Annotated in this window: 26 protein-coding genes and 1 pseudogene; 19 read left to right on the top strand and 8 right to left on the bottom strand. The window is 66.7% G+C overall.

Annotation, left to right across the window (positions count from 1 at the left end):
- From C666_RS13340 to C666_RS13330, 3 genes are all read left to right on the top strand, one after another.
- Nucleotides 1–2,122: translocation/assembly module TamB domain-containing protein (locus C666_RS13340; RefSeq protein WP_211206752.1), on the top strand; the 2,122-nt coding region annotated here is incomplete at its 5' end.
- 82 nt (nt 2,123–2,204) lie between these two features.
- Nucleotides 2,205–2,768, top strand: coding sequence for a peptide-methionine (S)-S-oxide reductase MsrA (gene msrA, locus C666_RS13335; RefSeq protein WP_004340458.1), 564 nt, complete (start codon nt 2,205–2,207; stop codon nt 2,766–2,768).
- Between the two features lie 34 nt (nt 2,769–2,802).
- Nucleotides 2,803–3,147, top strand: a complete 345-nt coding sequence (locus C666_RS13330) for an FKBP-type peptidyl-prolyl cis-trans isomerase (RefSeq protein ID WP_004340455.1) — start codon at nt 2,803–2,805, stop codon at nt 3,145–3,147.
- 83 nt (nt 3,148–3,230) lie between these two features.
- On the opposite strand, the gene recQ is transcribed toward C666_RS13330, so the two are convergent.
- Together recQ and C666_RS13320 are read right to left on the bottom strand one after the other, a co-directional pair.
- A complete protein-coding gene (gene recQ, locus C666_RS13325; RefSeq protein ID WP_004340453.1) occupies nt 3,231–5,105 on the bottom strand; it encodes a DNA helicase RecQ in 1,875 nt (624 codons plus the stop codon).
- Between the two features lie 95 nt (nt 5,106–5,200).
- Entirely contained in the window at nt 5,201–6,802 is a 1,602-nt protein-coding gene (locus C666_RS13320) for a Na/Pi cotransporter family protein (RefSeq protein WP_004340450.1), read from the bottom strand.
- A gap of 435 nt (nt 6,803–7,237) precedes the next feature.
- Here C666_RS13320 and coxB point away from each other — a divergent pair, with 435 nt between their 5' ends.
- The 11 genes from coxB (at nt 7,238) to C666_RS13270 (ending at nt 15,768) form a co-directional block, all read left to right on the top strand.
- Nucleotides 7,238–8,005 (top strand): cytochrome c oxidase subunit II, encoded by a 768-nt coding sequence (gene coxB / locus C666_RS13315; RefSeq protein WP_004340448.1) that lies wholly within the window; start codon nt 7,238–7,240, stop codon nt 8,003–8,005.
- A gap of 42 nt (nt 8,006–8,047) precedes the next feature.
- Entirely contained in the window at nt 8,048–9,625 is a 1,578-nt protein-coding gene (gene ctaD, locus C666_RS13310) for a cytochrome c oxidase subunit I (protein WP_004340445.1), read from the top strand.
- A 113-nt stretch (nt 9,626–9,738) separates the two neighbouring features.
- Nucleotides 9,739–9,855, top strand: a complete 117-nt coding sequence (locus tag C666_RS20820; protein WP_211206751.1) for a cytochrome oxidase small assembly protein — start codon at nt 9,739–9,741, stop codon at nt 9,853–9,855.
- Nucleotides 9,852–10,478: a cytochrome c oxidase assembly protein gene (locus C666_RS13305; protein WP_004340443.1), complete on the top strand. Its 627-nt coding sequence runs from the start codon at nt 9,852–9,854 to the stop codon at nt 10,476–10,478. Before C666_RS20820 ends, C666_RS13305 begins: the two co-directional genes overlap by 4 nt.
- Nucleotides 10,475–10,699, top strand: coding sequence for a DUF2970 domain-containing protein (locus tag C666_RS13300; protein WP_004340439.1), 225 nt, complete (start codon nt 10,475–10,477; stop codon nt 10,697–10,699). The genes C666_RS13305 and C666_RS13300 overlap by 4 nt, the downstream gene beginning before the upstream one ends.
- A gap of 34 nt (nt 10,700–10,733) precedes the next feature.
- The gene (locus C666_RS13295; RefSeq protein ID WP_004340436.1) at nt 10,734–11,609 is read left to right on the top strand and encodes a cytochrome c oxidase subunit 3; all 876 of its coding nucleotides are present in this window, start codon (nt 10,734–10,736) and stop codon (nt 11,607–11,609) included.
- Nucleotides 11,610–11,629: 20 nt separating this feature from the next.
- The gene (locus C666_RS13290; protein ID WP_004340433.1) at nt 11,630–12,436 is read left to right on the top strand and encodes an SURF1 family protein; all 807 of its coding nucleotides are present in this window, start codon (nt 11,630–11,632) and stop codon (nt 12,434–12,436) included.
- Entirely contained in the window at nt 12,402–13,085 is a 684-nt protein-coding gene (locus C666_RS13285) for a redox-active disulfide-containing membrane protein (RefSeq protein WP_154666181.1), read from the top strand. The genes C666_RS13290 and C666_RS13285 overlap by 35 nt, the downstream gene beginning before the upstream one ends.
- Nucleotides 13,082–14,164, top strand: coding sequence for a COX15/CtaA family protein (locus C666_RS13280; RefSeq protein WP_004340427.1), 1,083 nt, complete (start codon nt 13,082–13,084; stop codon nt 14,162–14,164). The genes C666_RS13285 and C666_RS13280 overlap by 4 nt, the downstream gene beginning before the upstream one ends.
- Entirely contained in the window at nt 14,161–15,057 is an 897-nt protein-coding gene (gene cyoE / locus C666_RS13275; RefSeq protein ID WP_004340426.1) for a heme o synthase, read from the top strand. Before C666_RS13280 ends, cyoE begins: the two co-directional genes overlap by 4 nt.
- Nucleotides 15,058–15,165: 108 nt before the next feature.
- Nucleotides 15,166–15,768, top strand: coding sequence for an SCO family protein (locus C666_RS13270; RefSeq protein ID WP_004340425.1), 603 nt, complete (start codon nt 15,166–15,168; stop codon nt 15,766–15,768).
- A gap of 92 nt (nt 15,769–15,860) precedes the next feature.
- Here the strand turns inward: C666_RS13270 and rpoH are convergent, their stop codons facing one another.
- Complete coding sequence (gene rpoH, locus C666_RS13265; RefSeq protein ID WP_004340424.1) at nt 15,861–16,712, bottom strand: RNA polymerase sigma factor RpoH; 852 nt, start codon at nt 16,710–16,712, stop codon at nt 15,861–15,863.
- A 123-nt stretch (nt 16,713–16,835) separates the two neighbouring features.
- Entirely contained in the window at nt 16,836–18,101 is a 1,266-nt protein-coding gene (locus C666_RS13260) for an OprD family porin (RefSeq protein ID WP_004340423.1), read from the bottom strand.
- A 151-nt stretch (nt 18,102–18,252) separates the two neighbouring features.
- Here C666_RS13260 and C666_RS13255 point away from each other — a divergent pair, with 151 nt between their 5' ends.
- Nucleotides 18,253–19,587 carry a DUF4160 domain-containing protein gene (locus C666_RS13255; RefSeq protein ID WP_004340422.1) on the top strand — a complete coding sequence of 445 codons (1,335 nt, stop codon included), beginning with the start codon at nt 18,253–18,255 and terminating at the stop codon, nt 19,585–19,587.
- A gap of 92 nt (nt 19,588–19,679) precedes the next feature.
- On the opposite strand, the gene C666_RS13250 is transcribed toward C666_RS13255, so the two are convergent.
- Nucleotides 19,680–20,729, bottom strand: coding sequence for a porin (locus tag C666_RS13250; protein ID WP_004340421.1), 1,050 nt, complete (start codon nt 20,727–20,729; stop codon nt 19,680–19,682).
- Between the two features lie 428 nt (nt 20,730–21,157).
- Between C666_RS13250 and C666_RS13245 the strand changes: the two genes are divergently transcribed.
- Nucleotides 21,158–22,291, top strand: coding sequence for a porin (locus C666_RS13245; RefSeq protein WP_004340419.1), 1,134 nt, complete (start codon nt 21,158–21,160; stop codon nt 22,289–22,291).
- A 230-nt stretch (nt 22,292–22,521) separates the two neighbouring features.
- Here the strand turns inward: C666_RS13245 and C666_RS20555 are convergent, their stop codons facing one another.
- Nucleotides 22,522–22,857, bottom strand: coding sequence for a hypothetical protein (locus C666_RS20555; RefSeq protein ID WP_154666248.1), 336 nt, complete (start codon nt 22,855–22,857; stop codon nt 22,522–22,524).
- Between C666_RS20555 and C666_RS13235 the strand changes: the two genes are divergently transcribed.
- Nucleotides 22,856–23,653 carry a symmetrical bis(5'-nucleosyl)-tetraphosphatase gene (locus tag C666_RS13235; RefSeq protein ID WP_004340417.1) on the top strand — a complete coding sequence of 266 codons (798 nt, stop codon included), beginning with the start codon at nt 22,856–22,858 and terminating at the stop codon, nt 23,651–23,653. The genes C666_RS20555 and C666_RS13235 overlap by 2 nt on opposite strands.
- 36 nt (nt 23,654–23,689) lie before the next feature.
- On the opposite strand, the gene C666_RS13230 is transcribed toward C666_RS13235, so the two are convergent.
- Complete coding sequence (locus C666_RS13230; protein WP_004340414.1) at nt 23,690–24,436, bottom strand: lysophospholipid acyltransferase family protein; 747 nt, start codon at nt 24,434–24,436, stop codon at nt 23,690–23,692.
- A 95-nt stretch (nt 24,437–24,531) separates the two neighbouring features.
- Nucleotides 24,532–25,299 (bottom strand): GNAT family N-acetyltransferase, encoded by a 768-nt coding sequence (locus tag C666_RS13225; protein WP_004340413.1) that lies wholly within the window; start codon nt 25,297–25,299, stop codon nt 24,532–24,534.
- A gap of 231 nt (nt 25,300–25,530) precedes the next feature.
- Between C666_RS13225 and C666_RS13220 the strand changes: the two genes are divergently transcribed.
- Nucleotides 25,531–26,466 carry a carbohydrate kinase family protein gene (locus C666_RS13220; RefSeq protein ID WP_004340410.1) on the top strand — a complete coding sequence of 312 codons (936 nt, stop codon included), beginning with the start codon at nt 25,531–25,533 and terminating at the stop codon, nt 26,464–26,466.
- Nucleotides 26,460–26,683: pseudogene (locus tag C666_RS13215) on the top strand (hypothetical protein); the annotation flags it as partial. The gene C666_RS13220 and the pseudogene C666_RS13215, both read left to right, overlap by 7 nt.

The following is a 26,683-nucleotide window of genomic DNA, read 5'->3' as shown; positions in this document are numbered from 1 at the left end:
GCTGTCGATGGGCCTGTCCGGCCTGGGCCCCACCGCCAGGGCGGCCGATGGAAGCACGCAGCCCGACTGGCTGGCGAATGCCCGCCTGTCCGCGTCCGGGACCCGTGCCCGGCACGATGTCGCGCTCGATCTCGCCACGCCCGAGCAGGACGGCATCAGCGACAATCTCAGCCTGCGCCTGCAGGGCGGGCTGCAGGAGGCGACGGCACGCCAGCCCGGCCCGCGCTGGGCGGGCGAACTGAGCGCGCTGGAAAGCGTCGGCCGCTTCGCCGCCCGCCTGCTGGCGCCGGCGCGGCTCGACCTGTCGCCAGCCGCGGCGAGCCTCGGCGAGGCGCAGCTCGCGCTGGGCGAGAACGGTCGTCTCCACCTGCAGGAAACGGCCTGGTCGCCGCAGCAGAGCGTGGCGCGCGGCTCGCTGACCGGCCTCGCCTTCGGCCTGGTATCGCGTGCCGATGGGCGGCCGCGGCGGGGGCCCGGTCCGCTGGTGCTGGGCGCCGACTGGGATCTGAGCGTGGGCCGGACGCTGGACGGGCGCATGCGCGTGTTCCGCGAGTCGGGCGACTTCAGCGTCGAGGGCGAGATCCGCACCCGGCTCGGGCTGGAAGCGCTGGAGGCGGTGCTGCTCGCCAGCGGCGACCGCCTGACGCTGAGCGCGGATGCGCGCGGCAGCGAGTTCGGCAGCCTGCAGGCCAATGCCAGCCTGCGCGCGCGGCGCGGGGCGGACGGCATGTGGTCGCTGCCTGCCGATACCGTGCTGTCGGGTTCGGCGGCGCTCGACATGCCGTCGATCACCTGGCTCGGGCGGCTGGTGCGCGAGAACGTCGAAACCGGCGGCAGCCTGCAGGGCCGTGTCGAACTGGGCGGCACGCTGGCCGCGCCGCTCGCATCCGGGCGGCTGTCCGGGCGCACGCTGCAACTGGCGCTGGTCGACCAGGGCCTGATCCTGTCCGGCGGCGAGTTCGACGCCAGCTTCGACAGCGATCGCGTACACCTCGAACGGCTGGCCTTCGTGTCGCCCAACCGCGTGCGGCCGCGCGAGAGCCGCATTCCCTTCGACCGCCTGACGGCGACGCCCGGCGCTTTCACCGCCAGCGGCGAAGTGCGGCTCGACAGCGGCGAGGGCGATTTCCGCTTCGATGCCGACCGCCTGCCGCTGCTGCAGCGCGACGACCGCTGGATGATCCTGTCGGGCGCGGGCACGGCGCGCAGCACCTGGACGTCGCTGGTGCTGGACGCGGATTTCCGCGCCGATGCGGGCTACGTCGAGTTTGCCGAAACGCCGGCGCCGAGCCTGTCGGACGACGTCGTCGTGCTGGGTCGCGACGACGAGCCCGCAGAAGGCGGCTTCGCGCTCAGCGCCGACGTCCGCGTCGGGCTGGGCGAGGCGCTCTACCTGTCGGCGATGGGGCTGGAAACCCGGCTGGAAGGCGAGCTGAACCTGCGCCTGCGCCCCGGCCTGCCCCTGTCGGCTGTTGGCACCATCGCCACAGCCGGCGGCACCTACCGCGGCTATGGCCAGAACCTCGTCATCGACCGCGGGGTGGTCAACTTCCAGGGGCCGCTCGACGCGCCGGGGCTCAACATCGTCGCGCTGCGCAAGGGGCTGGCGGTCGAGGCGGGCGTGGCCGTCACCGGCAGCGCCAAGCGGCCGCAGGTGAGGCTGGTGTCGGAGCCCAATGTTCCCGACCCGGAAAAGCTGTCGTGGATCGTGCTCGGGCGTGCGCCCGATGCCGCCTCCGGCGCCGATCTCGGCCTGCTCCTGCCCGCCGCGCAGGCCCTGCTCGGCGGGCCGGGCGGCGGCATGACCGACGAGTTGTCGCGCAGCCTGGGCTTCGACAGCTTCTCGATCGGGCAGGGCGAGCTCAACAGCACGTCGCGCACCGCCACCAGCCGCGTGGTCGGCGGCGGCTCGACCATCGCCAGCGGGCCGTCGGTGTCCAGCCAGGTGCTGAGCCTGGGCAAGCGCCTCGGCCCCGACCTGTTCCTGTCCTTCGAGCAGAGCCTGGGCGGGGCGGAAACGCTGGTCAAGCTCAGCTACCAGCTGACGCGCCGGCTGTCGGTGGTGGCGCGCGGCGGCACCGATACCGCGCTCGACCTCTACTATGGCTTTTCATTCCGCTGAGCGGGACTGGCGGGCAATGCCGGCACGGCGCGCCGACCGTAGCGGCGGGGCCGCCGGCCGATAGACCACGGGAGCATTCACGATGATTCGAACGAACACGGAGCCGGTCCTCGAGACGGCCATTCTGGGCGGCGGCTGCTTCTGGTGCCTGGAAGCGGTCTTCACCGAAGTCGAAGGCGTCCACGCCGTCCTGTCCGGCTATTGCGGCGGGCAGGTCGAGTCGCCGGGCTACCGCCAGGTATGCACCGGCACGACCGGCCATGCAGAGGTGGTGAAGATCGATTTCGATCCCGCGGTGATCGGCTATCGCGACCTGCTCGACATCTTCTTCGCGATCCACGACCCGACCACGCCCGATCGCCAGGGCAACGACCGCGGCACGCAGTATCGCTCGGCGATCTTCGCCACCAGCGAGGCCCAGCGGCAGGCGGCGCTGGCGCTGATCGCGGAGCTGGAGGCGGCGAACGTCTTTACCGATGCGATCGTCACCACCGTCGAGCCGGCACCGGCCTTCTGGCCGGCGGAGGCGGAGCACCACGATTATTACGCCAACAACGGCGATCAGCCCTACTGCCAGTACGTGGTCGCGCCCAAAGTGGCGAAGTTCCGCGCCCGCTTCGCCGATCGCCGCCGCAGCGGCAGGTAGAATCCGGCCTTTACCCCTGGAGCAGGAGAAACGCATGACCCAGACCACCACCGCCAGCGGCCTTGTCATCGACGACATCGAAACCGGCAGCGGCGAAACCGCCGTCAAGGGCAAGATGGTGTCGGTGCATTACACCGGCTGGCTGACCGATGGCCGCAAGTTCGATTCGTCCAAGGACCGCAACGACCCGTTCAACTTCCCGCTCGGTGCGGGCCATGTCATCCGCGGCTGGGACGAAGGCGTGCAGGGCATGCAGGAAGGCGGCAAGCGCAAGCTGACGATTCCGCCCGAGCTGGGCTACGGCGCCCGCGGCGCCGGCGGCGTGATTCCGCCCAATGCGACGCTGGTGTTCGAAGTGGAACTGCTGAAAGTGTTGTAAGCAGCCTGCTGCAGGCGGTTTCTGCAGCTTGGGAAACGGGGCGCGATCCGGCGGATCGCGCCCCGTTTCCATTCGGTGGGGGCTCAGGTGGTTTCGGCGACGATGCCGAGGATGGCTTCGCCGTAGGCCTCCAGCTTGCGGTCGCCGATGCCGCTGATGCCGGCCAGTTCGGCCAGCGACTGCGGCCGGGCGATGGCGATCTCGCGCAGCGTGGCGTCCTGGAACACGACGTAGGCCGGTACGTTGCGCTCTTTTGCCGTTGCCACGCGCCAGGCGCGCAGGCGGTCGAACAGCGTGGTCGGGATGCCGCCCGGGATGTCGAGCGGGGCGGCGCTGCGGCGCTTGCTGCGGCTGCGGCTCTTTTCGCGTTCGAGGCGCAGGTGGAACTCGGCTTCGCCGCGCAGCAGCGGGCGGGCGGCGTCGGTCAGGCGCAGCGCGTTGTAGCGCTCGTGGTCTACGGCGATGAATTCGCGTGCGACAAGTTGGCGGAAGATCGTGCGCCAGCGTTTTTCGTCCAGATCGCTGCCGATGCCGAAGGTGGTGATGTCCTGGTGGCCGCGCTCGATGACCTTGTCGGTCGGCTCGCCGCGCAGTACGTCGATCAGGTGGCCGGCGCCGTAGCGCTGGCCCGTGCGGTAGACGCAGCTCAGCGCCTTGCGCGCGGCCTCGGTCGCATCCCAAGTCTGCGGCGGGTGCAGGCAGTTGTCGCAGTTGCCGCAAGGGCCGGCGTCCTCGCCGAAGTAGGCCAGCAGGTGCTGGCGGCGGCAGGTGGTGGCTTCGACCAGGCCGACCAGCACGTCGAGCCGGTTGCGCGCCAGGCGCTTGAATTCCTCGCCGGCCTCGGACTCGTCGATCATGCGCCGCTGTTGCACCACGTCCTGCGCGCCCCAGGCCATCCACGCCTGCGCGGGCAGGCCATCGCGGCCGGCGCGGCCGGTTTCCTGGTAATAGCCCTCGATCGAGCGCGGCAGGTCGAGGTGGGCGACGAAGCGCACGTCGGGCTTGTCGATGCCCATGCCGAAGGCGATCGTCGCCACCATGATCAGGCCGTCCTCGCGCAGGAAGCGGGTCTGGTGCTCGGCGCGCGTTTCCTGCGTCATGCCGGCATGGTAGGGCAGGGCCTTGAGCCCCTGTTCCTGCAGCCAGGCGGCGGTTTCTTCCACCTTGCGCCGCGACAGGCAGTACACGATGCCGGCTTCGGAGGCGCATTCCTCGCGGATGAAGTGCAGCAACTGGCGGCGCGGGTCGTCCTTGTCGACGATGGTGTAGCGGATGTTCGGCCGGTCGAAGCTGGAGACGAAGCGGCGCGCATGCTGCAGGTTCAGCCGCTGGGCGATCTCCTCGCGCGTCTGGCGGTCGGCGGTGGCGGTCAGCGCGATGCGCGGAATCGACGGGTAGCGCTCCGGCAGGATCGACAACTGCAGGTATTCGGGGCGGAAGTCGTGGCCCCACTGCGAGACGCAGTGCGCCTCGTCGATGGCGAACAGCGCCAACCGGCCGGTGTCGCGCAGGTGGTCGAGCTGGTCGAGGAAGCGCGGCGTCATCAGGCGTTCGGGCGCCACGTAGAGCAGGTCGAGTTCGCCGGCGTACAGGGCGCGCTCGACCGCGCGCGCGGTGTCCATGTCCTGGCTGGAATTCAGGAAGGCGGCGCCGACGCCGGCCTCGACCAGGGCGCTGACCTGGTCCTGCATCAGCGCGATCAGCGGCGATACCACGATCGCCGTGCCTTCGCGCAGCAGCGCGGGGATCTGGAAGCACAGCGACTTGCCGCCGCCGGTGGGCATCAGCACCAGCGCGTCGCCGCCGGCCGCGACGTGCTCGACGATGGCTTGCTGCTCGCCGCGGAAGGCGGCGTAGCCGAAGACGTGTTCGAGAATGTGCAGCGCGGCGCCCGAAGGGGCCGGAGAACGGGAAGAAGGTGCCGGAGAGGGCGCGAACGCGGTGTCCATGGCGCGCATTGTACCGGCTTCGCGGCCAGGGCCCGGGGCTTGCGTCCCGTCCTGCCCCGCCCCGGGGCCGTGTGCGGCGTGCCTGGAGGCGGGGGTGCCGCGCTTCAGTCGGCGTTTTCGTCGCTTTCTTCGTTCTGCGCCGCTTCGGTGGCCGAGGTGCCTTCTTCCAGGGCGGCGATCATGCGTGCGGCTTTCGCCACCTGCTTGGCGGCGCGGCGTGCGACGCTCGCCAGCCGCAGCCACTCCTGCATGCTGCGGATGTCCAGGCGGGCATGGGCGCCGGCGAGGAACAGGGCCTCCTTCAGCGCCTGGTAGCAAGCCTCCGCTTCGTCGAGGCGCACCGATACGGCGCCGGGGCTGAAGTCGCCGTGCCGCGGATCGGCGGCTTCGGCGAGGTGGGCGACGGCCTGGCGGAAGCATTCGACCTTGCTGGCGAAACCTTGCGTTTCGGTGTGCGACAGGCTGCGCAGCAGGCTGGATGCCTCATGCAGCAGCACGGCGGCGGTTTCCTGGTAGCGCAGCGTGCGCAGGCTGTGGGCGAGCTGTTCGACCAGCGTCGGCGGCAGCGCCGCGGCGCTGAGCTGGTGGGCATAGTTGCCGATTGCCGGCGCCAGGGCCTGCAGCGCCGCGGTCTCGCGCGTGATGACCGGTTCGTCGGGCGGCTGCTGGGTGGCGGCGGCCAGGGCGGCGACGGCGAAGCCCTGCGTGCGCGTCAGTTCCAGGCGCAGCGCATGCATGGCGAGATCGGGGATGGCCAGCGAGTTGGTGTCGAGGTGCTGCGGGCGGGCCACTTCTTCTTCGCGCGTGCGGAACATGTCGTTGAGCATGCGCAGCATGCCCGGTGCCAGCGGCACCATCAGCAGCACGCCGAGGGCGTTGAACGTGGTATGGAACAGCGCGATCATCAGCGCCGGCGTCGCCGGCTGTTCGAGCACGCCGCGCAGCCAGTCGACGAGGCCGATCAGCAGGGGCAGCAGCAACAGCGCCACGATGCCGGTCACCACGTTGAACATCACGTGCGCCGCCGCCAGCCGGCGGGCGTTGGAGGTGGCGCCGATGGCTGCCAGGATGGCGGTGGAGGTGGTGCCGATGTTGGTGCCGATGACGATGGCGCAGGCGGCTTCCACCGACAGCAGGCCGCCTTGGGCGGCGGTGATGACGATGGCGATGACGGCGCCGGAGGTCTGCATGATGACCGTGAGCAGCGTGCCGATGCCGACCAGGATCAGCCAGCCGGCCAGGCCCGGGGCGATGAAGTCCTGCAGATCGACCATGTCGCCGATCCCCGAGAAGCTGTCCTTGAGCACGCCGATGCCGAGGAACAGCACGCCGAAACCCGCCAGCGCCTGCCCCAGCGAACGCGCCCGCAGCGTGCGCCCGGCCAGCATCAGTATGGCGCCGATGCCCACGAAGGGCAGGGCGAAGGCGTCGATCCTGAAGCCGAAGCCGAGCACGGCCACCAGCCAGGCGTTCATCGTCGAGCCCAGGTTCGAGCCGAAAATGACCCACAGGGCGTTCTTCAGCGACAGCAGGCCGGTGTTGACGAAACCGATGCTGGCGACGGTGACGGCGGTGGAAGACTGCACCAATGCGGTGATCAGGTAGCCCGCCGCGAGGCCGCGCGGGGCGGTGGCGGTGCCGCGTTCGAGCAGCCCTTCCAGGGCGCGGCCGGCGGCCAGCTTCAGGCCGTCGGTCATCATGTTCATGCCGATCAGGAACAGGCCGATGCCGCCGATGAGCGCGGCGAACAGGGCGAAGGGGGTGGAGGCGGCGGTTTCCAGGATGGCTCTCCGGGGCGGATGGATGGCGGAGAGCGTAATACCGATATCGATCCGCGGAAAGAGCGGCGCCGTCCGGCCGTTCGCCGGAGGGGTATTGCTGCGCCGCCAGAAACGGCCCTATGGGAAAACCCCGAAGCCAGGGCCGAAGCTCAAGAGTATTGAGGCGCCTAGCAGATATTGCAACGCAATATATTGATTTTTGTCAGAAAACCGTGTTGCTAGCGTGTTTTTTGCTATGGCAACATCGGTCGCACGGGCCAAAACAACTACAAAGCGTAGGGGGTGGTCATGGGACGTGCCAGTCGCGTTGCGGGTGCTCTGCCAGCTCTTGGCGCTGCCTGTCCTGCGTTCGCGCAGGACGTGCCAGCGCGCTACAACCTCCAGGCTCCGGTCACCGGCATCGCCGAGCAGATCAACGACATGCACACCCTGATGCTGGTGATCTGTCTGGTCATCTTCATCGGCGTGTTCGGCGTGATGTTCTGGGCGATGTTCCATCATCGCAAGTCCAGGGGCGCCGTCGCCGCCAACTTCCACGAGAACACCGCGGTCGAGATCGCGTGGACCGTCATCCCCATCCTCATCCTGCTCGGCATGGCCTGGCCCGCGACCCGGACCGTGATCGAGATGAAGGACACCTCCAACCCCGACATCACCGTCAAGGCCACCGGCTACCAGTGGAAGTGGGGCTACGACTACCTGCAGGGCGAAGGCGAGGGCATTCGCTTCCTATCCAGCCTGTCCACGCCGCGCGCGCAGATCGATGGCGGCGCGCCCAAGGGCGAGGCCTATCTGCTGGAGGTGGACAAGCCGCTGGTGGTGCCGGTGGGCAAGAAGGTGCGCGTGCTGCTGACGGCCAACGACGTCATCCATTCATGGTGGGTGCCGGCCTTCGGCGTCAAGCAGGACGCCATTCCCGGTTTCATCCGCGACACCTGGTTCCGTGCCGACAAGGAAGGCATCTACCGGGGCAACTGTGCCGAGCTGTGCGGCCGTGACCACGGCTTCATGCCGATCGAGGTCCACGTGCTGTCGGCGGAGAAATACACCGAATGGGTGAGGCTGCAGCAGGCGGCGACGGCTGCCGTGGAGCAAGCCTCGCTCGTGCCGCAGTCGCCCGCCCTGTAGCCGGGCCATCATTTCGCCGCCGCTGGACAGGAGGACATCCGCATGGCCGCCGTCACACATGAGCAGCTCCACGGGCATCACCCCGGCCCGACCGGCCTGATGCGCTGGATCACGACGACCAATCACAAGGACATCGGCACTATGTACATGATCTTCAGCTTCATCATGTTCCTGTCCGGGGGCGTGATGGCGCTGACGATCCGTGCCGAACTGTTCCAGCCCGGCCTGCAGGTGGTGCAACCGGAATTCTTCAACCAGCTCACCACCATGCATGGCCTGGTGATGGTGTTCGGCGCCATCATGCCGGCCTTCGTCGGCTTCGCGAACTGGATGATCCCGCTGATGATCGGCGCCAGCGACATGGCCTTCGCGCGCATGAACAACTGGAGCTTCTGGCTGCTGCCGCCGGCCGCGGTCCTGCTGCTCGGTTCCTTCTTCGTGCCCGGCGGCGCCTCGGCCGCGGGATGGACGCTGTATGCGCCGCTGTCGGTGCAGATGGGCATGGGCATGGACCTGGCGATCTTCGCCATCCACATCATGGGCATCAGCTCGATCATGGGGGCGATCAACATCGTCGTCACCGTGCTCAACATGCGCGCGCCCGGCATGACGCTGATGAAGATGCCGCTGTTCTGCTGGACCTGGCTGATCACCGCCTACCTGCTGATCGCGGTGATGCCGGTGCTGGCCGGTGCGGTGACGATGATCCTGACCGACCGCCATTTCGGCACCAGTTTCTTCAACGCCGCGGGCGGCGGCGATCCGGTGATGTACCAGCACATCTTCTGGTTCTTCGGCCATCCGGAGGTCTACATCATGATCCTGCCGGCCTTCGGCATCGTCAGCCAGATCATCCCGGCCTTTGCGCGCAAGCCGCTGTTCGGCTACGCATCGATGGTCTATGCCACGGCCTCGATCGCGATCCTGTCCTTTGCGGTGTGGGCGCACCACATGTTCGCCACCGGCATGCCGGCCGCCGGCCAGCTCTTCTTCATGTATGCGACGATGCTGATCGCGGTGCCCACCGGGGTGAAGGTGTTCAACTGGGTGGCGACGATGTGGCGCGGCGCGATGACGTTCGAGACGCCGATGCTGTGGGCCACCGGCTTCATCTTCGTGTTCACGATGGGCGGCTTCACCGGGCTGATCTGCGCCATCGCGCCGATCGACATCCAGGTGCAGGACACCTACTACGTCGTCGCCCACTTCCACTACGTGCTGGTGGCCGGTTCGCTGTTCGCGCTGTTCGCCGGGGCCTACTACTGGCTGCCGAAATGGACCGGCCACATGCCCAGCGAAGGCCTGGGCAAGCTGCACTTCTGGTGTTCGATCGTGTTCTTCAACATCACCTTCTTCCCGATGCATTTCCTCGGCCTGGCCGGCATGCCGCGCCGCATTCCCGACTACGCGCTGCAGTTCGCCGATTTCAACGCCATGGCCTCGATCGGCGCCTTCGGCTTCGGGCTGTCGCAACTGATCTTCCTGGTGGTGGTGGTCAAGTGCGTGCGCGGCGGCGAGCGGGCGGCCGCGCGTGCGTGGGAAGGGGCGGAGGGGCTGGAATGGACGGTCCCGTCGCCGGCGCCGCATCACACCTTCGAAGAGGCGCCGATCGTCCGCTGAGGCCGGGGCCGCGCCGGCGGAAGCATCGCGCGGCGCGGGTAGCCCGCACCGAACGGCACGGATGGGCAGTCGCGCCGCGAGTGCGAAGCGGAAACGGGAATGAGGAGCAGGGCGTGGCAAGAATCGACGAGCGCAGGGCTGCCAACCGCCGCACCGGCCTGATGCTGGCCGTGGTGGCCTTCGCCTTTTTCGTGGTCGTCATCCTCAAGTACAAGGTATTCGGACGATGAACTCGCATGCACACCGCCGCCTCGCCGCCGACAACCGCCGCCTGCTGCTGCGCCTGGCCGTGTCGGCGGTGGCGATGTTCGGCTTCGGCTTCCTGCTCGTGCCCTTCTACGAAAAGATCTGCGAGGTCACCGGCATCAACAACTTCCTGCGCCCGGAGGCGGAGCGCGGCGCGCGTGCGGTCGTCAACACGCAGGTCGACGCCAGCCGCCGCATCCTGGTCCAGTTCGACGCCAATCTGCATGATCTGCCGTGGCGCTTCCGGCCGCTGCAGCGTTCGCTCGAGGTGCATCCGGGCCAGTTGGTGCAGGTCGACTACGAGGTGTCGAACACGCGCGAGGTGCCCATCACCGGTCAGGCTGTGCCGAGCTACGGGCCGCAACTGGCGGGGCGCTACTTCAACAAGATGGATTGCTTCTGCTTCGAGCAGCAGACACTGGCGCCTGGCGAGCGGCGCATCATGCCGGTGGTGTTCGTCGTCGATCCCGCATTGCCGGAAGAGGTCACGGTGATCACGTTGTCCTACACCTTCTTCGAGCTGCGGGGGCGCAATACCACCACCGCGGCGCAGGGGCGGGCAGCCGCCGCGGTGGAACGCGCCGCTTCCGGCAAGGGGGCGACATGAACGCCGGGGGCGACGGACCGTCACATGATGCGCCGCGCCGCGCCGGCTTCTGGCCGACGATGCGTGCGGTGCTGTGGTCGTTCTTCGGCGTGCGCAAGCGGCAGGCCTACCTCGACGACGCGGGTTCGCTGAACCCGCTCGCGGTCGTCGCCGCCGGCGTGCTGGCCGGGGCGCTTTTCGTCATCGTCATTGCCGTCGCGGTGCAGGTGGTGCTCGCCTAGCGGCGCCGAACGAGGTCCGGACAGGGAGAAAGACATGAGCCAGACGACAGCAGTCCGCGGGTTCGACCATTACTTCGTGCCCGAGCCGTCGAAGTACCCGATCTTCGGTTCCGCCGCGCTGCTGCTGTTCGGCGCGGGATCTGCGCTGTGGCTCAACGACGTGGCGTCCGGCCCGTGGTTGTTCTTCGCCGGCGTGGCGATCCTGATCTACATGCTGTTCGGCTGGTTCGGCCAGGTGGTGCGCGAATCCGAATCCGGCCAGTACGGCAGGCGCGTCGGGCTGTCGTTCCGCTGGTCGATGGGCTGGTTCATCTTCTCGGAGGTGATGTTCTTCGCCGCTTTCTTCGGCGCGCTGTTCTATGCTCGCGTGCTGTCCGTCCCCTGGCTCGCCTCGGGCGACAACGCCGCCTTGCTGTGGCAGGGCTTCAGCAGTGCCTGGCCCACGTCCGGACCGTACACGCCGAGCGGCGCCGAGCCTTTCACGCCGATGGGGGCCTGGGGCATCCCCGCGATCAACACGCTGATCCTGCTCACCTCGGGCGTCACGCTGACCTGGGCGCATCATGGCCTGCTCGGCAACCGGCGCGGCCAGCTCAAGCTCGGGCTGTTCGCCACCATCGTGCTCGGCGCGGTGTTCATCGGCCTGCAGGCCTACGAGTACGGGCACGCCTATGCCGATCTCAACCTGCGGCTCGACAGCGGCATCTACGGCTCGACGTTCTACCTGCTCACCGGCTTCCACGGCCTGCACGTGACCATCGGCGCGATCATGCTGGCGGTGATGCTGTTCCGCGTGCTGGCCGGCCATTTCAGTCCGCAGCACCACTTCGGCTTCGAGGCCGCGGCCTGGTACTGGCATTTCGTCGACGTGGTGTGGCTGATCCTGTTCATCGTCGTGTATTGGCTGTAGCTCACCGGGAGCCGGATGTGATGCCTGCCCTTGCCCGCCTCCGCCTGCTGTTGCCGCTACTGGCCGGTGCGCTGGTCACCGCCGCCGCCGTGGCGCTCGGCAACTGGCAGGTGCGCCGCGCGCAGGAGAAGGCGGAACTGCAGGCGGTGCTCGATGCCGCCGCGCGGCGTCCGGCGCTGCGGCTTGCCGCCCTGCCAGGCATCGGTGGCCTGGAGGCGGGCCGGGTTCTGCGGCTGGAAGGCGAGTGGCTGCCGGCGGCGGGCGTTTTCCTCGACAACCGCACCCATGCCGGCCGCGCCGGCTACCACGTGCTGATGCCGTTGCGGCTGGCGGACGGCTCGGGGGCGGTGCTGGTCAATCGCGGCTGGGTGTCGGCGGGGGCGGATCGCGGGGTCTTGCCCGCAGTGCCGGCCGACCCCGGCCGTGTGGTGGTGGATGGGCGCCTGCAGGTGCCGGAGGCGGATGCCTTCACGCTGGCACGGGCGGGGCAGGGCACGCAGGGCCGCGTATGGCAGGTGCTGGACATGGCGCGCCTTGCCGAGCGAAGCGTCGTCGAAGGCGGGGGCGCAGTCTTGCCGCTGTGCCCTGGGCAGGCGGGAGATGCCGCCTGTTTCGCTCCCTGGCTGGTGTTGCAGACCTCCGCATCGGGTGACGGCCTAGTGCGCGACTGGCTGCTGCCTGCGGCCGGCATCGATCGCCACCGTGGCTATGCGTTTCAATGGTATGCACTGGCCGCGCTTGCCGCGGCCCTGACCGGCGCCCACGCATGGCGCGTTTTCTTGCGGAGGACCCATGACGAGCGGAACCCTCGCCTCGCCGGACATTGAGCGCGGCCGCGCCGTCCGGCCGCCCCGATCCGGGCCGCTCGCAGCGCGGCGCCGGGCACGCCTTATCCTGTTGCTGCTTGCACTGGTATGCATCCTGCCGGTGGCCGCATCCTACCTGATGTTCTACGTCTGGCAGCCGCAGGGGCGGGTGAACAACGGCACCCTGTTCGAACCCGTGCCCTTGCCGGATACGGTGCTGGCCGGGATCGGCGACCAGCCGGCATTGGGCCGGGGCGGACTGCAGGGGCACTGGACCTTGCTGCTGGCGGCGCCGTCGATCTGTGACAGTGCATGCGCCCGTGCGCTCTACGTGTCGCGCCAGGCACGCATCGCACAGGCCAGGGAGATGGAGCGCGTGGCCCGCGTATGGCTGGTCACCGATGCCGGCAAGCCCGCCGCGGGGCAGTTGCCCGGCCCTTCCGCGGCCGATGCCCTGCATGTGGTGCGTGCCGATGCCGCCTGGCTGGCCGCGCTGCCGCAGCCCGCGAGCGGCAGCCTGGCGGGCGCGGTCTATCTCGTCGATCCGCTGGGCAACGTGATGATGCGCTTCGATGACAGGCTCGATGTCACCGAGGCCGCGCGCGCACTGACCAAAGACCTCCAGCGCCTGCTGAAATACTCCGCACTGGGGCGGGGAGGGCGGCCATGAAGGCCACGCTGGCGCTGTATCGCCGTCTTGCGCTCGGCGCGCTGCTGCTGACCTTCGTCGTCGTCGTGTTCGGTGCCTATGTCCGTCTGGCCGATGCCGGCCTGGGCTGTCCGGACTGGCCGGGCTGCTATGGCAAGCCCACGCCGGCGCAGGCGGCCGATGCCATCCGCGACGCGCATGCCGCCGCGCCCCACGGGCCGGTCAGCCTGCCCAAGGCGTGGAAGGAAATGATCCACCGCTATCTGGCGGCTGCGCTCGGCCTGCTCATCGTCGGCATTGCCGTGCTGGCTTGGCGTCTGCGCGACAGCCCGCGTGCCGCGCCCGGGGTGGCGGGCGCATTGGTCGCCGTGGTGATGTTGCAGGGCCTGCTCGGCAAATGGACGGTGACCCTGCTGCTGAAGCCGGCGATCGTCACCGCGCACCTGCTCGGCGGCCTGACGACGCTGGCGCTGCTGGCCTGGTTGACGCTGTGCGCCCTTGGCGCCAGGCAGTCGGGCGTGGACATGGGGCACGATGGGCCGTCGCATCGCCGGATGGTGTTCGGGGCGCGGCTGGCCTTCGTCCTCCTCGCCGGCCAGATCGCCCTCGGTGGCTGGACCAGCACCAATTACGCCGCGCTCGCCTGCCTGGATTTCCCGGCCTGCCACGGTAGTTTCGCCCCCGATGCCGACTACGCCAATGCCTTTCACGTGGTGCGTGAACTGGGCATGACGGCCGACGGCGAGCTACTGTCGAACGCCGCGCTCACCGCCATCCACTGGGCGCACCGGGTCGGCGCGCTCGTGGCCGGCGGCGCATTGTTCCTGCTCGGCTGGGCGCTGTGCCGGCGGCGCGCCACCTTCGATACCGGGGCTGCGCTGCTGGTGGCGCTGACGCTGCAGATCGGGCTCGGCATCGCCAATGTGCTGCTGTCGCTGCCCTTGCCGCTGGCGGCTGCGCACAACGCCGGCGCCGCGCTGCTGGTCGGGGTGATGGTATGGGTGAATGTCCGGCTCGGCGCGCCGAACGCCTTGCCGGCAAGCGCCGGGCGGCGCCCGGGGCGGGCGCTGGCAATCGCGATCGAGGAGGGGAGATCATGAAGACACTGGCTCTGGATGCGGCCCGCGCCGGGCGCTTGCGCGCCTTCTACGTATTGACCAAGCCGCGCGTGAATTCGCTGATCGTGTTCTGTGCGGTCATCGGTATGTTCCTCGCGATGCCCGCGGGGCTGCCCGGCGCGCTGACCGTCTTCGCCGCCACGCTCGGCATCGCCTGCGTGGCCGGTGCGGCGGCGGCAATGAACTGCCTGATCGAGCGCCAGATCGATGCCCGCATGGCGCGCACCCGGGGGCGGCCGCTGCCGCGCGGTGAACTGGCGCCCGCCGAGGTGCTGCTGTTTGCCGGCGTGCTCGGCGGCTTTGGCCTGATGGTGTTGCACGAGGCGGTGAATCCGCTGACGATGTGGCTCACACTGGCGACTTTCGTCGGTTATGCCGTGGTGTATACGGTGCTGCTCAAGCCGCGCACGCCGCAGAACATCGTCATCGGCGGCGCATCGGGCGCGATGCCGCCGGTGCTGGGCTGGGCGGCGGTGTCGGGCGAGGTCAGCGGCGACGCCCTGCTGTTGTTCCTCATCATCTTCGCGTGGACGCCGCCGCATTTCTGGGCGCTGGCGCTGTACCGCACGGCCGACTACGCACGCGCAGGCCTGCCGATGCTGCCCGTCACGCATGGCGCCGAGTTCACCCGCTTGTCGGTGCTGCTGTACACGCTGATCCTGTTCGGCGTCACGCTGCTGCCCTTCGCCACGCGCATGAGCGGCGCGCTCTATCTGGGCGCGGCGGTGGCGCTCGGGCTGCAGTTCATCCTGTACGCCTGGCGGCTGTATCGCGATTACAGCGATGCGCTCGCGCGGCGCACCTTCCGCTTTTCCATCGTCTACCTGTTCGCGCTTTTCGCCGCGCTGCTGGTGGATCACTACCTGCGGTGGTGACATGCGGGGTGCGGCGCCTTGACGCAGGCGGGGCGACGAGGGCGGTGCGGGGCACGCCGCAAGCGTCTATCATCGGGCGCTGATCGAACAGGCAGCATGAGGTGCCCGATGTCCTTTTCTCTTTCCCGTTTCGTGCGCCCGCTGGCGGCGTCCGTGCTGGCGCTTGGCCTGCTCGCCGCCTGCGCGCCGTCCGAGCCCGTCTTCCACAGCACCGACATCACCGGGGCGGAGTACGGGAAGAGCCTCCGGCTCACCGATCACCACGGCCAGGTCCGCACGCTGGACGACTTCAAGGGCAAGGTCGTCACCATCTTCTTCGGCTACGTCCAATGCCCCGACGTCTGCCCCACGGCCCTGTCCGACATGAGTACCGTGGTACAGCAGCTCGGGCCCGACGGCGACAAGGTCCAGGTATTGTTCGTCACCGTGGACCCGGAGCGCGATTCGCCCGCATTGCTGGCGGAGTACGTGCCGGTGTTCGACAAGCGTTTCCTGGGCCTGCATGGCAGCCCCGATCAGATCGCCGAGGTCGCGAAGGATTTCCGCGTCTTCTACCGCAAGAGTGGCGATCTCGACGGCCATTACACCATTGACCATTCGGCAGGCACCTACGTGTTCGACCCGCAAGGCCGCCTGCGGCTGTACATGAAGCACGCCGAAGAGCCGGCGAAGGTCATGGCGGACATCAAGGCCTTGCTGGCCGGAAAGTAAGGCTGCGCGTCAGCGCAGTCCGACGATGGGGGTGCCCGCCGTGAGCGCGTTCGACAGGCCGGCCAGCGCCGGATCGAACGCCGGGAGGCCGCTCAGACCGCAGCGGCCAGCATCCCGCGCATCTTCTGCATTGCCTTTGCCTCGATCTGGCGGATGCGCTCGGCCGATACGCCGTATTCGGCTGCGAGTTCGTGCAGCGTGGCGCTGTCGCCTTCGGCCAGCCAACGGCGCTGGACGATGGCGCGGCTGCGGTCGTCCAGGCTGGCCAGCGCGTTGCGCAGGCCGCTGTCCTGCAGATGGGCAAGCTCGGCCTGGGCCAGCACCTCGGACGGCTCGGCGTGAGGGTCGGGCAGGTAGGCGATTGGGGCGAAGCGTTCGTCGTCATCGTCGCTGCCGCCTTCGAGCGGAATGTCGCGGCCGCCGAGGCGGGTTTCCATTTCGACCACTTCTTCGGGCTTGACGCCGAGCTGGGCGGCGATGCTGTCGACTTCGGCGGGGTTCAGCGTGCCGGTGTCCTGCTTCATGCCGCGCAGGTTGAAGAACAGCTTGCGCTGCGCCTTGGTGGTGGCGATCTTCACCAGACGCCAGTTCTTGAGCACGTACTCGTGGATCTCGGCCTTGATCCAGTGCATCGCGAACGACACCAGACGCACGCCGCGCGTGGGGTCGAAGCGCTTCACCGCCTTCATCAGGCCGACATTGCCTTCCTGGATCAGGTCGGCATGCGGCAGGCCGTAGCCCAGGTAGCCGCGCGCGATCGCGACGACTACCCGCAGATGGGACAGAACCAGTTGGCGCGCTGCTTCGACGTCCCCCTGCTCGCGCAGGCGCGTCGCCAGTTCCACCTCTTGCTGCTCGCTGAGCATGGGCATGCGATTGACGCTCTGGATGTATTGATCCAGGCTGCCAGCGGCGGGAACGGGAAACGACAGGGCTTGAGACATGGGCTTGTGTCCTCCTTGTGTGCGTGATTTTAGCACTCGCGCCTTGAGAGTGCTAAAGACGGGAAGGAGTTCCGCTGCACTCGGGGCAGGGCACCGACCATCCGGCACCCCGCACCATGCGGATCAGAACAGGTTCAGCGGATAGTCGACGAACACGCGGATCTCGTTGCCTTCGCTGTTATAGGCGCGGGCATCCTCCGAGACGCGAAGGAAGGATGCGCGCAGGCGGATGCTCAAGTCCTTGGCTGCGCCACTCTGCACCTTGTAGCTCAACTGGTTGAACCATTCGCGTTCCTTGCCACGGCTCGGTGCGCCGGCGTCGATGTTGTCGCCACGGACGTAGGCGACGACGTAGCTCAGGCCGGGCGCGCCGTATTCGGTGAAGTCCACCGCATAGCTCAGTTGCCAGGAGCGCTCGTCCTTGGCATTGAAGTCGGACCAGAACGAGTTGGCGAGGAAGATCGTGCTGCCGCCGTTGCCCACCCAACCTTCGCTCTGATAGAAGCCGTAGTTGAAGCCGACGTCGCCGCTGCTGCGCTGGTGCGCCACGGTGAAGGCGTGCGGGCCGGTGGCATAGGTCGCGGCCAGGCTCCAGATGCGGTTCCTGCCTTCGTCAGGATCGAACTCCTTGTCCTGCTTGGTGTTGTAGCCGTTGAAGTCGAGCGTGAGCGAATCGCCCTGCGCCAGCGGGCGCATGTAGTTCAGGTTGATGTACTGGCGCTCGAGCACGTCCTCGATGTCCGACGCGTACAGCGCGCCGCTGAACACGTCGTTGAACTGGTAGCGGCCGCCGATCAGGTCGATGGCCTTCAGCCTGCCGCCGTCGCGGTTCTCGTCGCTCTTGCGCGCTTCGGCGTGGAAGCGGCCGGCGTGCAGCGTCAGACCTTCGATTTCGTTCGAGGTGATCATCGTGCCGGTGAAGCTCTCCGGCATCAGGCGCGAGGCGTCGTGGTTGAGCACCGGCAGCGTCGGGCGCAGATCGCCGTAGGCGAGCACGGTGTTGGAGAAGCGCAGCTTGATCGAGGCGCCGGCCCGGGCGACATCGCGTTCGACGTCGCCATTGTTGTCCACGCGGAAGAAGTCGATGCCGGCCGCGCCTGCCCGGCCGCTGCCGCCATCCAGGCGGACGGCATACAGGCCGAAGGCATCGACGCCGAAGCCGACCGTGCCCTGGGTGAAGCCCGAACTGAAGTTCAGCACCGCGCCCTGGCCCCATTCGGCCTTGTCCTGGTTGCCCTGCTTGTAGTCACGGCTGATGTAGGCATTGCGCAGGAACAGGTTCAGCGAGCTGTCCTCGATGAAGCCCTTGGCTTCCGATTGGCCGGCGCCCAGTGCCGGCGTCGCGGCCGTCAGGCCCAAAGCGATCAAACACGCCCATTGTTTTGACATCATTTTTTTCCCTTCGAGTTGTTTTGGCTGTGCCGGATGAGTTGCGTGACCCGCTGCCACGATCTCCCCAGGGCGGATTTTCGCATGCTTCGCCGTTCGGGAATGGTGGTTTAGCTTCCCGGCGCTTGTTTCATGACGCCAGGAGTTTGCAATGAAGAGTACGGACACGAGGCAGCATCTCGTGATCAAGAAGAGGCCGGCAGCGCTTGCCAGTGCCGTGGATGGGAAGCCCGATGCCTATGCGTCGCTGTTCGAGCTGTGGAAGCGCTCGTCAGTCGGCCGCCGGGCTGCGACGATGGTCCAGTATCGCAGGGTCCTCGATGCGTTCGCCGCGTTCAACGGGAGGATGCCGATCGGGGAAATCCGCCGCAAGGATCTGCTCGCCTTTCGTGACCATCTGCTTGACTCGGACCAAAGCCCGGTCACCGTCAATCACAAGATCGGCATCATCAAGACCCTGTTCCGTACGGCAGTCGATTACGAGTTGATGGCCTCGAACCCTGCTGTCGAGGTACGGGTGCTGGAAACACAGCAGCGCAAGGCGCGTGTCGCGTTCACCGTGGAAGAGCTGAACAGCCTGTTCCGCGCCGAAATCCATGCCGAGGGCAAGCGGCCGCGGGGAGGAGGGCGAGAGGCCGCGTTCTGGTTGCCGCTGCTCGCATTGTTGACGGGGGCGCGGGTGGAGGAACTGGCGCAATTGCTCGTTGGCGACGTCCGCCATGCAGAGGGGCTGGGCCATTATCTTTGCATCAGCGACGATGCCGAGCATGCACAACTCAAGAACGGCGCCTCGCGCCGGCGAATTCCTGTCCACGCGATTCTGCTGGACTGTGGCTTTCTCGACTACGTTGCAGGCAGGAAGGGGGCGGGGTTGTTGTTTCCCGACCTTCGGCCGAACTCACGTGGCAAGCTCGGCGGCTATTTCAGCACCTTCTTCTCGGGCTACCTGCGCCGCAAGGTAGGTATCGGCGATCGCAGAAAGGTGTTCCATTCCTTTCGCCATACCTTCAAGGATACGTGCCGTGCGGTGGGTATCGAGGAGGAGGTCCATGATGCGCTGACCGGCCATGCAGCGCCGCGGGCAAGCCGCCGTTACGGCAACGAGCAGTATCCGCTCGAGCCCTTGTTCGAAGCGATTGCCCGCTTCGAGATCGCCGGTCTCGACATCGCACACCTCTACACCAGGGCGCCCGTGCGGCCGCGATATGGCGCTGCTTTCCGTCCGATTTCGGCCTATTACGGCATCGTGATCGCCTTTGCCATGCCCAGGCCGGGACAAGGTACGACACCCTTCGTGCTTGCCATGTGGCAGGGGCTTGAGGCGGGTTTCGATATCGAGTCGAACCAGATCATTTTCGGCGAGCTGCCGCGCAACAAGCAGATGCTCGTCAATGCGTGGATCGAGATCCATAGGGAAGAGCTTATCGCCAACTGGCATGTGGGCAGGCTGAGTGGCGAATATTTCAGACTCGATCCATTGCGGTGATGGGGAAGAAAATGGAATGGAAACGAAGGCGTAGACGAAAAAACGGGCGCCGAAGCGCCCGTTTTGGCTTTCAAACCTGTCGAGAGGACAGATTAGAAGGTGTGGCGGATACCGACGCCCAGCAGGTCGGAGTTTTCGCCGCCGAAGGTCGAACCAGCCTTGTGGCCGTAGCCAACCAGGCCAGCGGTTTCGGCGTTGTCGTTGTCGGTGCGGTTGAACGCAACGTAAGCGGTGGTGCGCTTCGACAGGGCGTGGGTGTAGGCCAGGGTGTAGGACTTGACTTCGGTGTCGCTGGCGCCAGCCGGGCGATCGAATTCGACCTCGGCATAAGCCAGGTGGATGCTGCCGGCTGCGCCAACCGGAACGGCCAGGCCGACGGTCCAGAGATCTGCATCCCGGTCCTTCACGCCTTGCACGTTGTCACCGGATTGGTAGGACGCGCTCAGTGCCACGACGCCGAAGTTATAGCTGGCGCCCAGGCCCCATTCCTTCTGCTTTTCGTCGTTGGGGGCTGCAGCGAAGTCATACTTGGCGACTTGGTACACACCGCTGACCTTCAGCGGGCCGTTGCTGTAGTCCAGGCCAAAACCGTAGGCGTCGTCGTCGCTCGGGTTTTCGTCAACTTCAACGCCTTGGGCGGAGTAGATGGCGCGAGCGGTCAGGCCGGAGAAGGTGCCGGTGTAGGTGACCGAGTTGTTCCAACGGGCCGGAGTGTTCGGGGTGATGGTCAGGCCAGCGTAGTTCGACAGGATGGACTGCGGGCCGACTGCGGCGCCACCCAGACCGTCGTACTGGAAGAAGTAGCCCGGCGCATACTGACGACCGAGAGCCACGGTGCCGAACGAGCCGCCCAGGCCAACGAAGGCCTGACGCTGGTAGCCCGAACCACTGCCTTCGTCGATGTTGATACCTTGCTCCAGCACGAAGACAGCCTTCAGGCCGTTGCCCAGGTCTTCGGTGCCGCGGAAGCCCAGACGGCTGCCCGACAGGGCACCGCTATTCACGCCGCGCAGGTCGTTTTCACCGTGCTTGCCGAAACCGACATATGCGTCAGCCACACCGTAGATGGTGACGTTGGACTGAGCGAAGGCCGGAGCCGAAACCAGGCCGGCGATGGCCAGCGCGATCAGTTTCTTCTGCATGTGTTTCTCCTCAAATATGAAGTTGAGACCTTGGCATTTGCCTCGGTCCTACTCACCTCTCTGGCGAGAAGTTGGAGCGATTCTGCAAATCTGCCGCTGGCCTTGCAAGCCTCGCAGCGCGAAAACACCACATTTCGGCGATGCATGTTGCGGACATGCAACAAGGCTGGCAAATCAGAGCCGTGTTTCAAGGGGCAACACAATCCGTCCGCGTTGCTCCAGCAGGGCACGTTCCCAGAAGCTGATCCACCCATCCACCATTGTCGTGCCTGAATGCCGGGTGCAGGGTCGTCGGCGTTCATCCAGATCAGGGGGAGTGTCCAGGACGATCCCATGCCTCCCAATCGCCTGCGGCAAGTGGCGTCACGATGTCGCCTTGGATGCGCAGGCCAGGGTGAAGGCCGAAAGGAGAGCTTCTCGGACGATTCATGCAGAAGAAACTGATCGCGCTGGCCATCGCCGGCCTGGTTTCGGCTCCGGCCTTCGCTCAGTCCAACGTCACCATCTACGGTGTGGCTGACGCATATGTCGGTTTCGGCAAGCACGGTGAAAACGACCTGCGCGGCGTGAATAGCGGTGCCCTGTCGGGCAGCCGTCTGGGCTTCCGCGGCACCGAAGACCTGGGCAATGGCCTGAAGGCTGTCTTCGTGCTGGAGCAAGGATTCAACATTGACGAAGGCACTGAGCATGTCGAAGGCTCTGCTTATTCGCGTCAGGCCTTCGTCGGTCTCGGTGGCTCTTTTGGCACCATCAGCCTCGGCCGCCAGTATGCGCCCGGCTACTTCTTCAGCTACGATGCACTGGCCGCTGCTGCCATCGGTCCCCAGTCTGTCCTGTCGAATGGTGCGGGGATGAGCATTACTCCGAATAATCGTGCCCGCTGGAACAACTCGGTCGCCTACACTGGTTCATTCTCCGGCCTGACCGCTCGTGTCATCTATTCGGCCAAGAATGAAGAAGTCAACTACAAGCGCGGGACCAGCACTCCTGACGTTTATGACTATGCAAACCCCAGCAGTGACGATGCCTATGGTGTGGGCCTTGAGTATGCCAACGGCCCGCTGAAGGTCGGCGGTGTATATCAGATCGTTAAGTACTCCGAGAATTTTGAGTTGGACGACACCCTCAACTGGGTAACCGAAAACGGCAGCAAGAAGCAAAAAGAATGGGGTTTGGGCGCCAGCTATGACTTCGGTGTTGTGTCGTTTCATGCCTCCTATCAGTCCGCATCGAACCTGAGTGGCTGGAAAAGCTATGATGCCGATCTGTGGCAAGTCGGCTTGGTCGTTCCAGTCAGCACGGCTGGTAATGTGCATTTTGCTTACGGCGAAGTCGAATTCGACAACCCGAAGGGCGAAAAAGACACTGACGTGAAGTCCTACACCCTGGCCTATACCCATGCCTTGTCTAAGCGCACCACCGCCTATGTCGCATGGAACCGTACGGATAACGGCAAGGGGGAAGAACTGGGCTTGGTTGAGTATCGTGCCAAGGCTGGCGATCTGACTCCGGGCGGCGAAAACTCCGACCTGCTGGGTGTCGGTATCCGCCATACCTTCTGATCTGTCCCCTCGGCAGGTTTGAAAACCAGAACGGGCGCTTCGGCGCCCGTTTTCTTGTTCTACGCCTTGCAGGCGAAGAGCGAGCTGCGGGACTGGGCGGTTTTCCCGTGTCGGAGAGCCTTTGCCGGGGCGGGTCCTGAAGGAGCGCAGAATGTTCTGCGGCGACGCACGGCTGAGCTTGCGTCACAACCATCACAACGAGGATTTCGTGCCGTACGTGGAACGGCTGCTCAGGGAAGAGCGGCAGGCATGGATTGGATGATCGTCGAGCGCAAGCCGATCTTCTGCAGCGCTGCCTCGCACGTGTGGCAGAAAAGTGCCCAGAGTTGGTAGAGGCACGCGTTGCATCTGCGCCGAGGCGGGGGTTTTCGCAGTCTTGCGGTCACTATGACGAGATCGACCGGCATATCGTGGATGCGATAATGGCCTTGCATCTCGACGATTTTCGCTAGTTTGCCGGGCAGATCGTCGATGCATTGAGCGATTGAAAGATTTGATCCTTTAAAATGCCGATTTTCAGCCACCTTGCCGCGCGTCTGCTGCGGCCCGTATCCGTCTCCCAGCATGTCAACTTACGCCATCGGCGACATCCAGGGCTGTTACGCGCAATTGGCGCGCATGCTCGAACGCATCGCCTTCGATCCTTTGCACGACCATCTGTGGGTGGTTGGTGATCTCGTCAACCGCGGTCCGGAATCCCTGCGAGTGCTGCGTCTGCTGCGCGACCTGGGGGGGACGGTCGATGCGGTGTTGGGCAATCACGATCTCTATCTGCTGATGGTCGCGGCCGGCTACAAGCGACGCGACAACGACGATACCTTGTTCCAGGTGCTCGAGGCCCCGGATCGCGACGAACTGCTGCATTGGCTGGCGAGCAGGCCGCTGGTGCAGATCGAGGGCGAGCATGTGCTGGTGCATGCCGGGCTGCTGCCTGGCTGGACGGTGGAACAGGCGAAGGCCTTGTCCGACGAGGTGGGGGCCGTGCTGGCCGGGCCGCAGGCGCGCAAGTTCCTGCTCGAACTGGCCGGCAACCGGCCGGAGCGCTGGAACGACAAGCTCAAGGGCTGGGACCGTCTGCGCGTGATCGTGAATGCCTGCACGCGCATGCGCTTCTGCTCTGCCGATGGCCGCATGGCGCTGCGGGCGAAGGGGGCTCCCGAACAGGCGCCGCCCGGGACCTCGCCGTGGTTCCGGGTACCCGGCCGGCTCAGCCGGACGCATACCATCGTTTGCGGGCACTGGTCCGCACTGGGGTTTTACCGCGAACCAGGCCTGATCGCGCTCGACTCAGGCTGCGTGTGGGGCGGCAAGCTGACTGCGGTGAGGATCGAGGATGGCGAGGTGTTCCAGGTGCCGGGCTGATCGGCCCTGCCGGGTACGGGCGGCGGCCGCTTTCGTTCAGGGCTGGCCGTCGCCGTCCGCGCAGCCGATGTCCTGCATGATCGTGGCGCGTGCCTTCTGCGCCAGGCTGCGGCGATCGGTTCCGTCGCGGGTTTCGATTGGGGCGGCGGCGCTGACGCATGCGATGAGCCTGCGTTCGGCGATGATGTTGGCCAGGCACTGGCCGAGCGTCAGTTCGCCGTCGTAGGCGGGCGCGCGGCTGTAGCTGCCGTCGGGCTTGCGGTAAGCCAGCGCCAGCGGCTGCACGGCGTGGCCGCAGGCGATGGCCGGCTGCAGCAGGGCGGCATGGAAATGGAGCACGCGGCTGCCGTCCGTGGTGGTGCCTTCGGGGAAGATCGCGACGTTGTCGCCGGCATCGAGCAGGGTGGCGATTTCGGCGTTGATGATGCGGGCGTGGCCGCGGCTGCCGCGGTGCAGGAAGATGGTGTCGCTCTTGGCCGCGAGCCAGCCGATCACCGGCCAGTTGCGCACTTCCGCCTTGCTCACGAAGGCGGCCGGCGTCATTGCGTTGATGACGAAGATGTCCAGCCACGAGACGTGGTTGGCGACCAGCATCGTGCCCGGTGCAATCGGAGCGCCCTGGAACTGCAGGCGCAGGCCCAGGATGCCGAGCATGCGCAGTGACCAGCGCTGGCGCAGGCGGAGATGGGTGGGTCTGGCGCAGAAGGGTACGCACAGCAGCAGCGTCAGGGCGCCTTCCAGCAGATGCAGGGCCAGGCGCAGGTAACGCCAGGCGCGCAGCATGGCGGGCGCCTGGCCGGCAAGCGACGGGGGCGGGTGGGGATACGCCGCTGCTTGGGTGTCTGCGGTCAATTGTCCGGCCTGCCCCGATCGATTCATCAGTCCCTGCGTCCCATGAAGTGCCGCGCGTAGCGGTCGTCGACCTTGCTCATCGGCATCAGGATGGGGAGGTCGGCGGTGTTGAAGTCGGGGTCCCAGGCCGGGGCGCCGCAGATCCAGGCGCCGGCGCGCAGGTAGCCCTTGATCAGCGGCGGAGCTTCGGTTGCCAGATCGGAGCGCAGCGCCGCCATCGGCAGCGGGCAGCGCGGGAAGACGTGGTATTCCGTGGGAGCCTGGTGTTTTTCGTGCAGGCGATTATACAGGCTGGCTGCTGCGTGGCCGCCGTCGGCCATGCTGATCGAGGCGCAGCCCACCAGATAGTCATAGCCGTTTTCCTGCATGTAGCGCGCCAGTCCGCCCCACAACAAGGCGATGACGGCCCCGCTGCGGTATTCGGCGTCGATGCACGAGCGGCCGATTTCCACCAGGCGCGGACGCAGGTGTTGCAGGCGGGTGAGGTCGAATTCGTTTTCGGAGTAATAACCGCCCACCTTGCGTGCGGCTGCCGGCGACAGGATGCGGTAGGTGCCGACGATGCGGCCGGCATCCTCGTCGCGGACGATGAGGTGCTCGCAGAAGGGGTCGTAGATGTCGCGGTCGACGCCGGGCGTGCGTGTCGCCAGGCGCGCGCCCATCTCGTCGGCGAACACGCGGTAGCGCAGTTTCTGCGCTTCGAGGATCTCGGTCTCGCAGGTGGCGAGGCCGACGTGGAGGTTGCGCCCCTTGCGTGCGGCGGCTTCCTGGCGTGGCTGGCGGTTCTGGAGCATGGCGTGGGTCCGTTCCGTTGGAGTGCGGACCATTCTCGAAAGCCTGCGTTGCGCTGCGGTGACGGGCCGGTTACGGTGGGATGACCGGCTTGTGCACGTGTGGGAGTGAATCATGCCAGCCATCCCCGCGTTTGCGACGCCAGGGGGCGGGGCCGCCGGCACGTGTCCGCCCGGGGCGCGGCGTGGAGGCCTCGTATAATGGCGGCCCTTCTTCTTGCCGGGCCATTTCCCATGTCCATTCTCGTCTGCGGATCGGTTGCCTACGACTCGATCATGGTCTTCCAGGACCGCTTCAAGAACCACATCCTGCCCGAGCAGATCCACATCCTGAACGTTTCCTTCCTGGTCCCCGACCTACGCAGGGAATTCGGCGGCTGCGCGGGCAACATCGCCTATTCGCTGAAGCTGCTCGGCAGCGATCCGCTGATCATGGCGACGGTCGGCGAGGATGCCGGCCCCTACCGCTACCGGCTGGAGAAGCTGGGGCTGAGGCAGGACCACATCCGCGAGGTGCCCGGCACCTTTACTGCCCAGGCCTTCATCACCACCGATCTGGACGACAACCAGATCACCGCTTTCCATCCGGGGGCGATGTTCCATTCCCATCTCAATGACGTCCGCGAGGCGATAGGTGTGAGGCTGGGCATCGTGTCGCCCGATGGGCGCGACGGCATGCTGCGCCATGCGAGGGGCTTTGCCGAGGCAGGTGTTCCCTTCGTGTTCGATCCGGGCCAGGCCCTGCCCATCCTCGGTAGCGAAGAGTTACTCGAATGCCTGCAACTGGCCCGTTACTGCACAGTCAATGATTACGAGGCCCGCCTGATGTGCGAAAAGACCGGCCGCAGCGAGCGTGAACTGGCAGCGATGGTCGAGGGCTTCGTCGTGACGCTGGGTGCGGAGGGTTCGCGCATCCACTGCGGCGGCGAGGTGCTCGGCGTGCCGGCGGCCAAGCCGGACGCGATCGTCGATCCCACCGGTTGCGGAGATGCCTACCGCGCCGGTTTGCTGCACGGCCTCGCGAGCGGTTGGGACATGCTGCGGGCGGGCCGCCTTGCCGCAGTGATGGGCGCGATCAAGATCGCGTACCGTGGGGGACAGAACCACGCGCCGACGCGTGAAGACATCGCTGCGCGCTATCGACGGGCTTTTGGAGAAGAGGCATGGTGAATTCCGGATCGATGAAGCTGCGTGCGGCGGCAGGTGCGCTCGCTGCGCTGCTGGTGCTCGGCGGATGTGCCCAGGGCCTGGGCGGCGGGACGTATTCGCGCACCGAGGCCAGGCGGGCGATGACTGTGCAGTTCGGCACCGTCGAGTCTATCCGTGGCGTGCAGCTCGAGGGGACGAAGACGCCGATCGGCTCGGTGGCTGGGGCCGCGGGGGGCGG

It is taken from the genome of Thauera linaloolentis 47Lol = DSM 12138, assembly GCF_000310205.1.
Lineage (GTDB): Bacteria > Pseudomonadota > Gammaproteobacteria > Burkholderiales > Rhodocyclaceae > Thauera > Thauera linaloolentis.
This window is presented reverse-complemented; position numbering and strand designations above follow the sequence as displayed.

Coding starts and splice junctions, on each gene's coding strand:
- msrA (WP_004340458.1), top strand. CDS start 2,205: ATGATTCGAACGAACACGGAGCCGGTCCTCGAGACGGCCATTCTGGGC.
- C666_RS13330 (WP_004340455.1), top strand. CDS start 2,803: ATGACCCAGACCACCACCGCCAGCGGCCTTGTCATCGACGACATCGAA.
- recQ (WP_004340453.1), bottom strand. CDS start 5,105: ATGCGCGCCATGGACACCGCGTTCGCGCCCTCTCCGGCACCTTCTTCC.
- C666_RS13320 (WP_004340450.1), bottom strand. CDS start 6,802: ATGAACATGATGACCGACGGCCTGAAGCTGGCCGCCGGCCGCGCCCTG.
- ctaD (WP_004340445.1), top strand. CDS start 8,048: ATGGCCGCCGTCACACATGAGCAGCTCCACGGGCATCACCCCGGCCCG.
- C666_RS13305 (WP_004340443.1), top strand. CDS start 9,852: ATGAACTCGCATGCACACCGCCGCCTCGCCGCCGACAACCGCCGCCTG.
- C666_RS13300 (WP_004340439.1), top strand. CDS start 10,475: ATGAACGCCGGGGGCGACGGACCGTCACATGATGCGCCGCGCCGCGCC.
- C666_RS13295 (WP_004340436.1), top strand. CDS start 10,734: ATGAGCCAGACGACAGCAGTCCGCGGGTTCGACCATTACTTCGTGCCC.
- C666_RS13290 (WP_004340433.1), top strand. CDS start 11,630: ATGCCTGCCCTTGCCCGCCTCCGCCTGCTGTTGCCGCTACTGGCCGGT.
- C666_RS13285 (WP_154666181.1), top strand. CDS start 12,402: ATGACGAGCGGAACCCTCGCCTCGCCGGACATTGAGCGCGGCCGCGCC.
- C666_RS13280 (WP_004340427.1), top strand. CDS start 13,082: ATGAAGGCCACGCTGGCGCTGTATCGCCGTCTTGCGCTCGGCGCGCTG.
- cyoE (WP_004340426.1), top strand. CDS start 14,161: ATGAAGACACTGGCTCTGGATGCGGCCCGCGCCGGGCGCTTGCGCGCC.
- C666_RS13270 (WP_004340425.1), top strand. CDS start 15,166: ATGTCCTTTTCTCTTTCCCGTTTCGTGCGCCCGCTGGCGGCGTCCGTG.
- rpoH (WP_004340424.1), bottom strand. CDS start 16,712: ATGTCTCAAGCCCTGTCGTTTCCCGTTCCCGCCGCTGGCAGCCTGGAT.
- C666_RS13260 (WP_004340423.1), bottom strand. CDS start 18,101: ATGTCAAAACAATGGGCGTGTTTGATCGCTTTGGGCCTGACGGCCGCG.
- C666_RS13255 (WP_004340422.1), top strand. CDS start 18,253: ATGAAGAGTACGGACACGAGGCAGCATCTCGTGATCAAGAAGAGGCCG.
- C666_RS13250 (WP_004340421.1), bottom strand. CDS start 20,729: ATGCAGAAGAAACTGATCGCGCTGGCCATCGCCGGCCTGGTTTCGGCT.
- C666_RS13245 (WP_004340419.1), top strand. CDS start 21,158: ATGCAGAAGAAACTGATCGCGCTGGCCATCGCCGGCCTGGTTTCGGCT.
- C666_RS13235 (WP_004340417.1), top strand. CDS start 22,856: ATGTCAACTTACGCCATCGGCGACATCCAGGGCTGTTACGCGCAATTG.
- C666_RS20555 (WP_154666248.1), bottom strand. CDS start 22,857: ATGCTGGGAGACGGATACGGGCCGCAGCAGACGCGCGGCAAGGTGGCT.
- C666_RS13230 (WP_004340414.1), bottom strand. CDS start 24,436: ATGCTGCGCGCCTGGCGTTACCTGCGCCTGGCCCTGCATCTGCTGGAA.
- C666_RS13225 (WP_004340413.1), bottom strand. CDS start 25,299: ATGCTCCAGAACCGCCAGCCACGCCAGGAAGCCGCCGCACGCAAGGGG.
- C666_RS13220 (WP_004340410.1), top strand. CDS start 25,531: ATGTCCATTCTCGTCTGCGGATCGGTTGCCTACGACTCGATCATGGTC.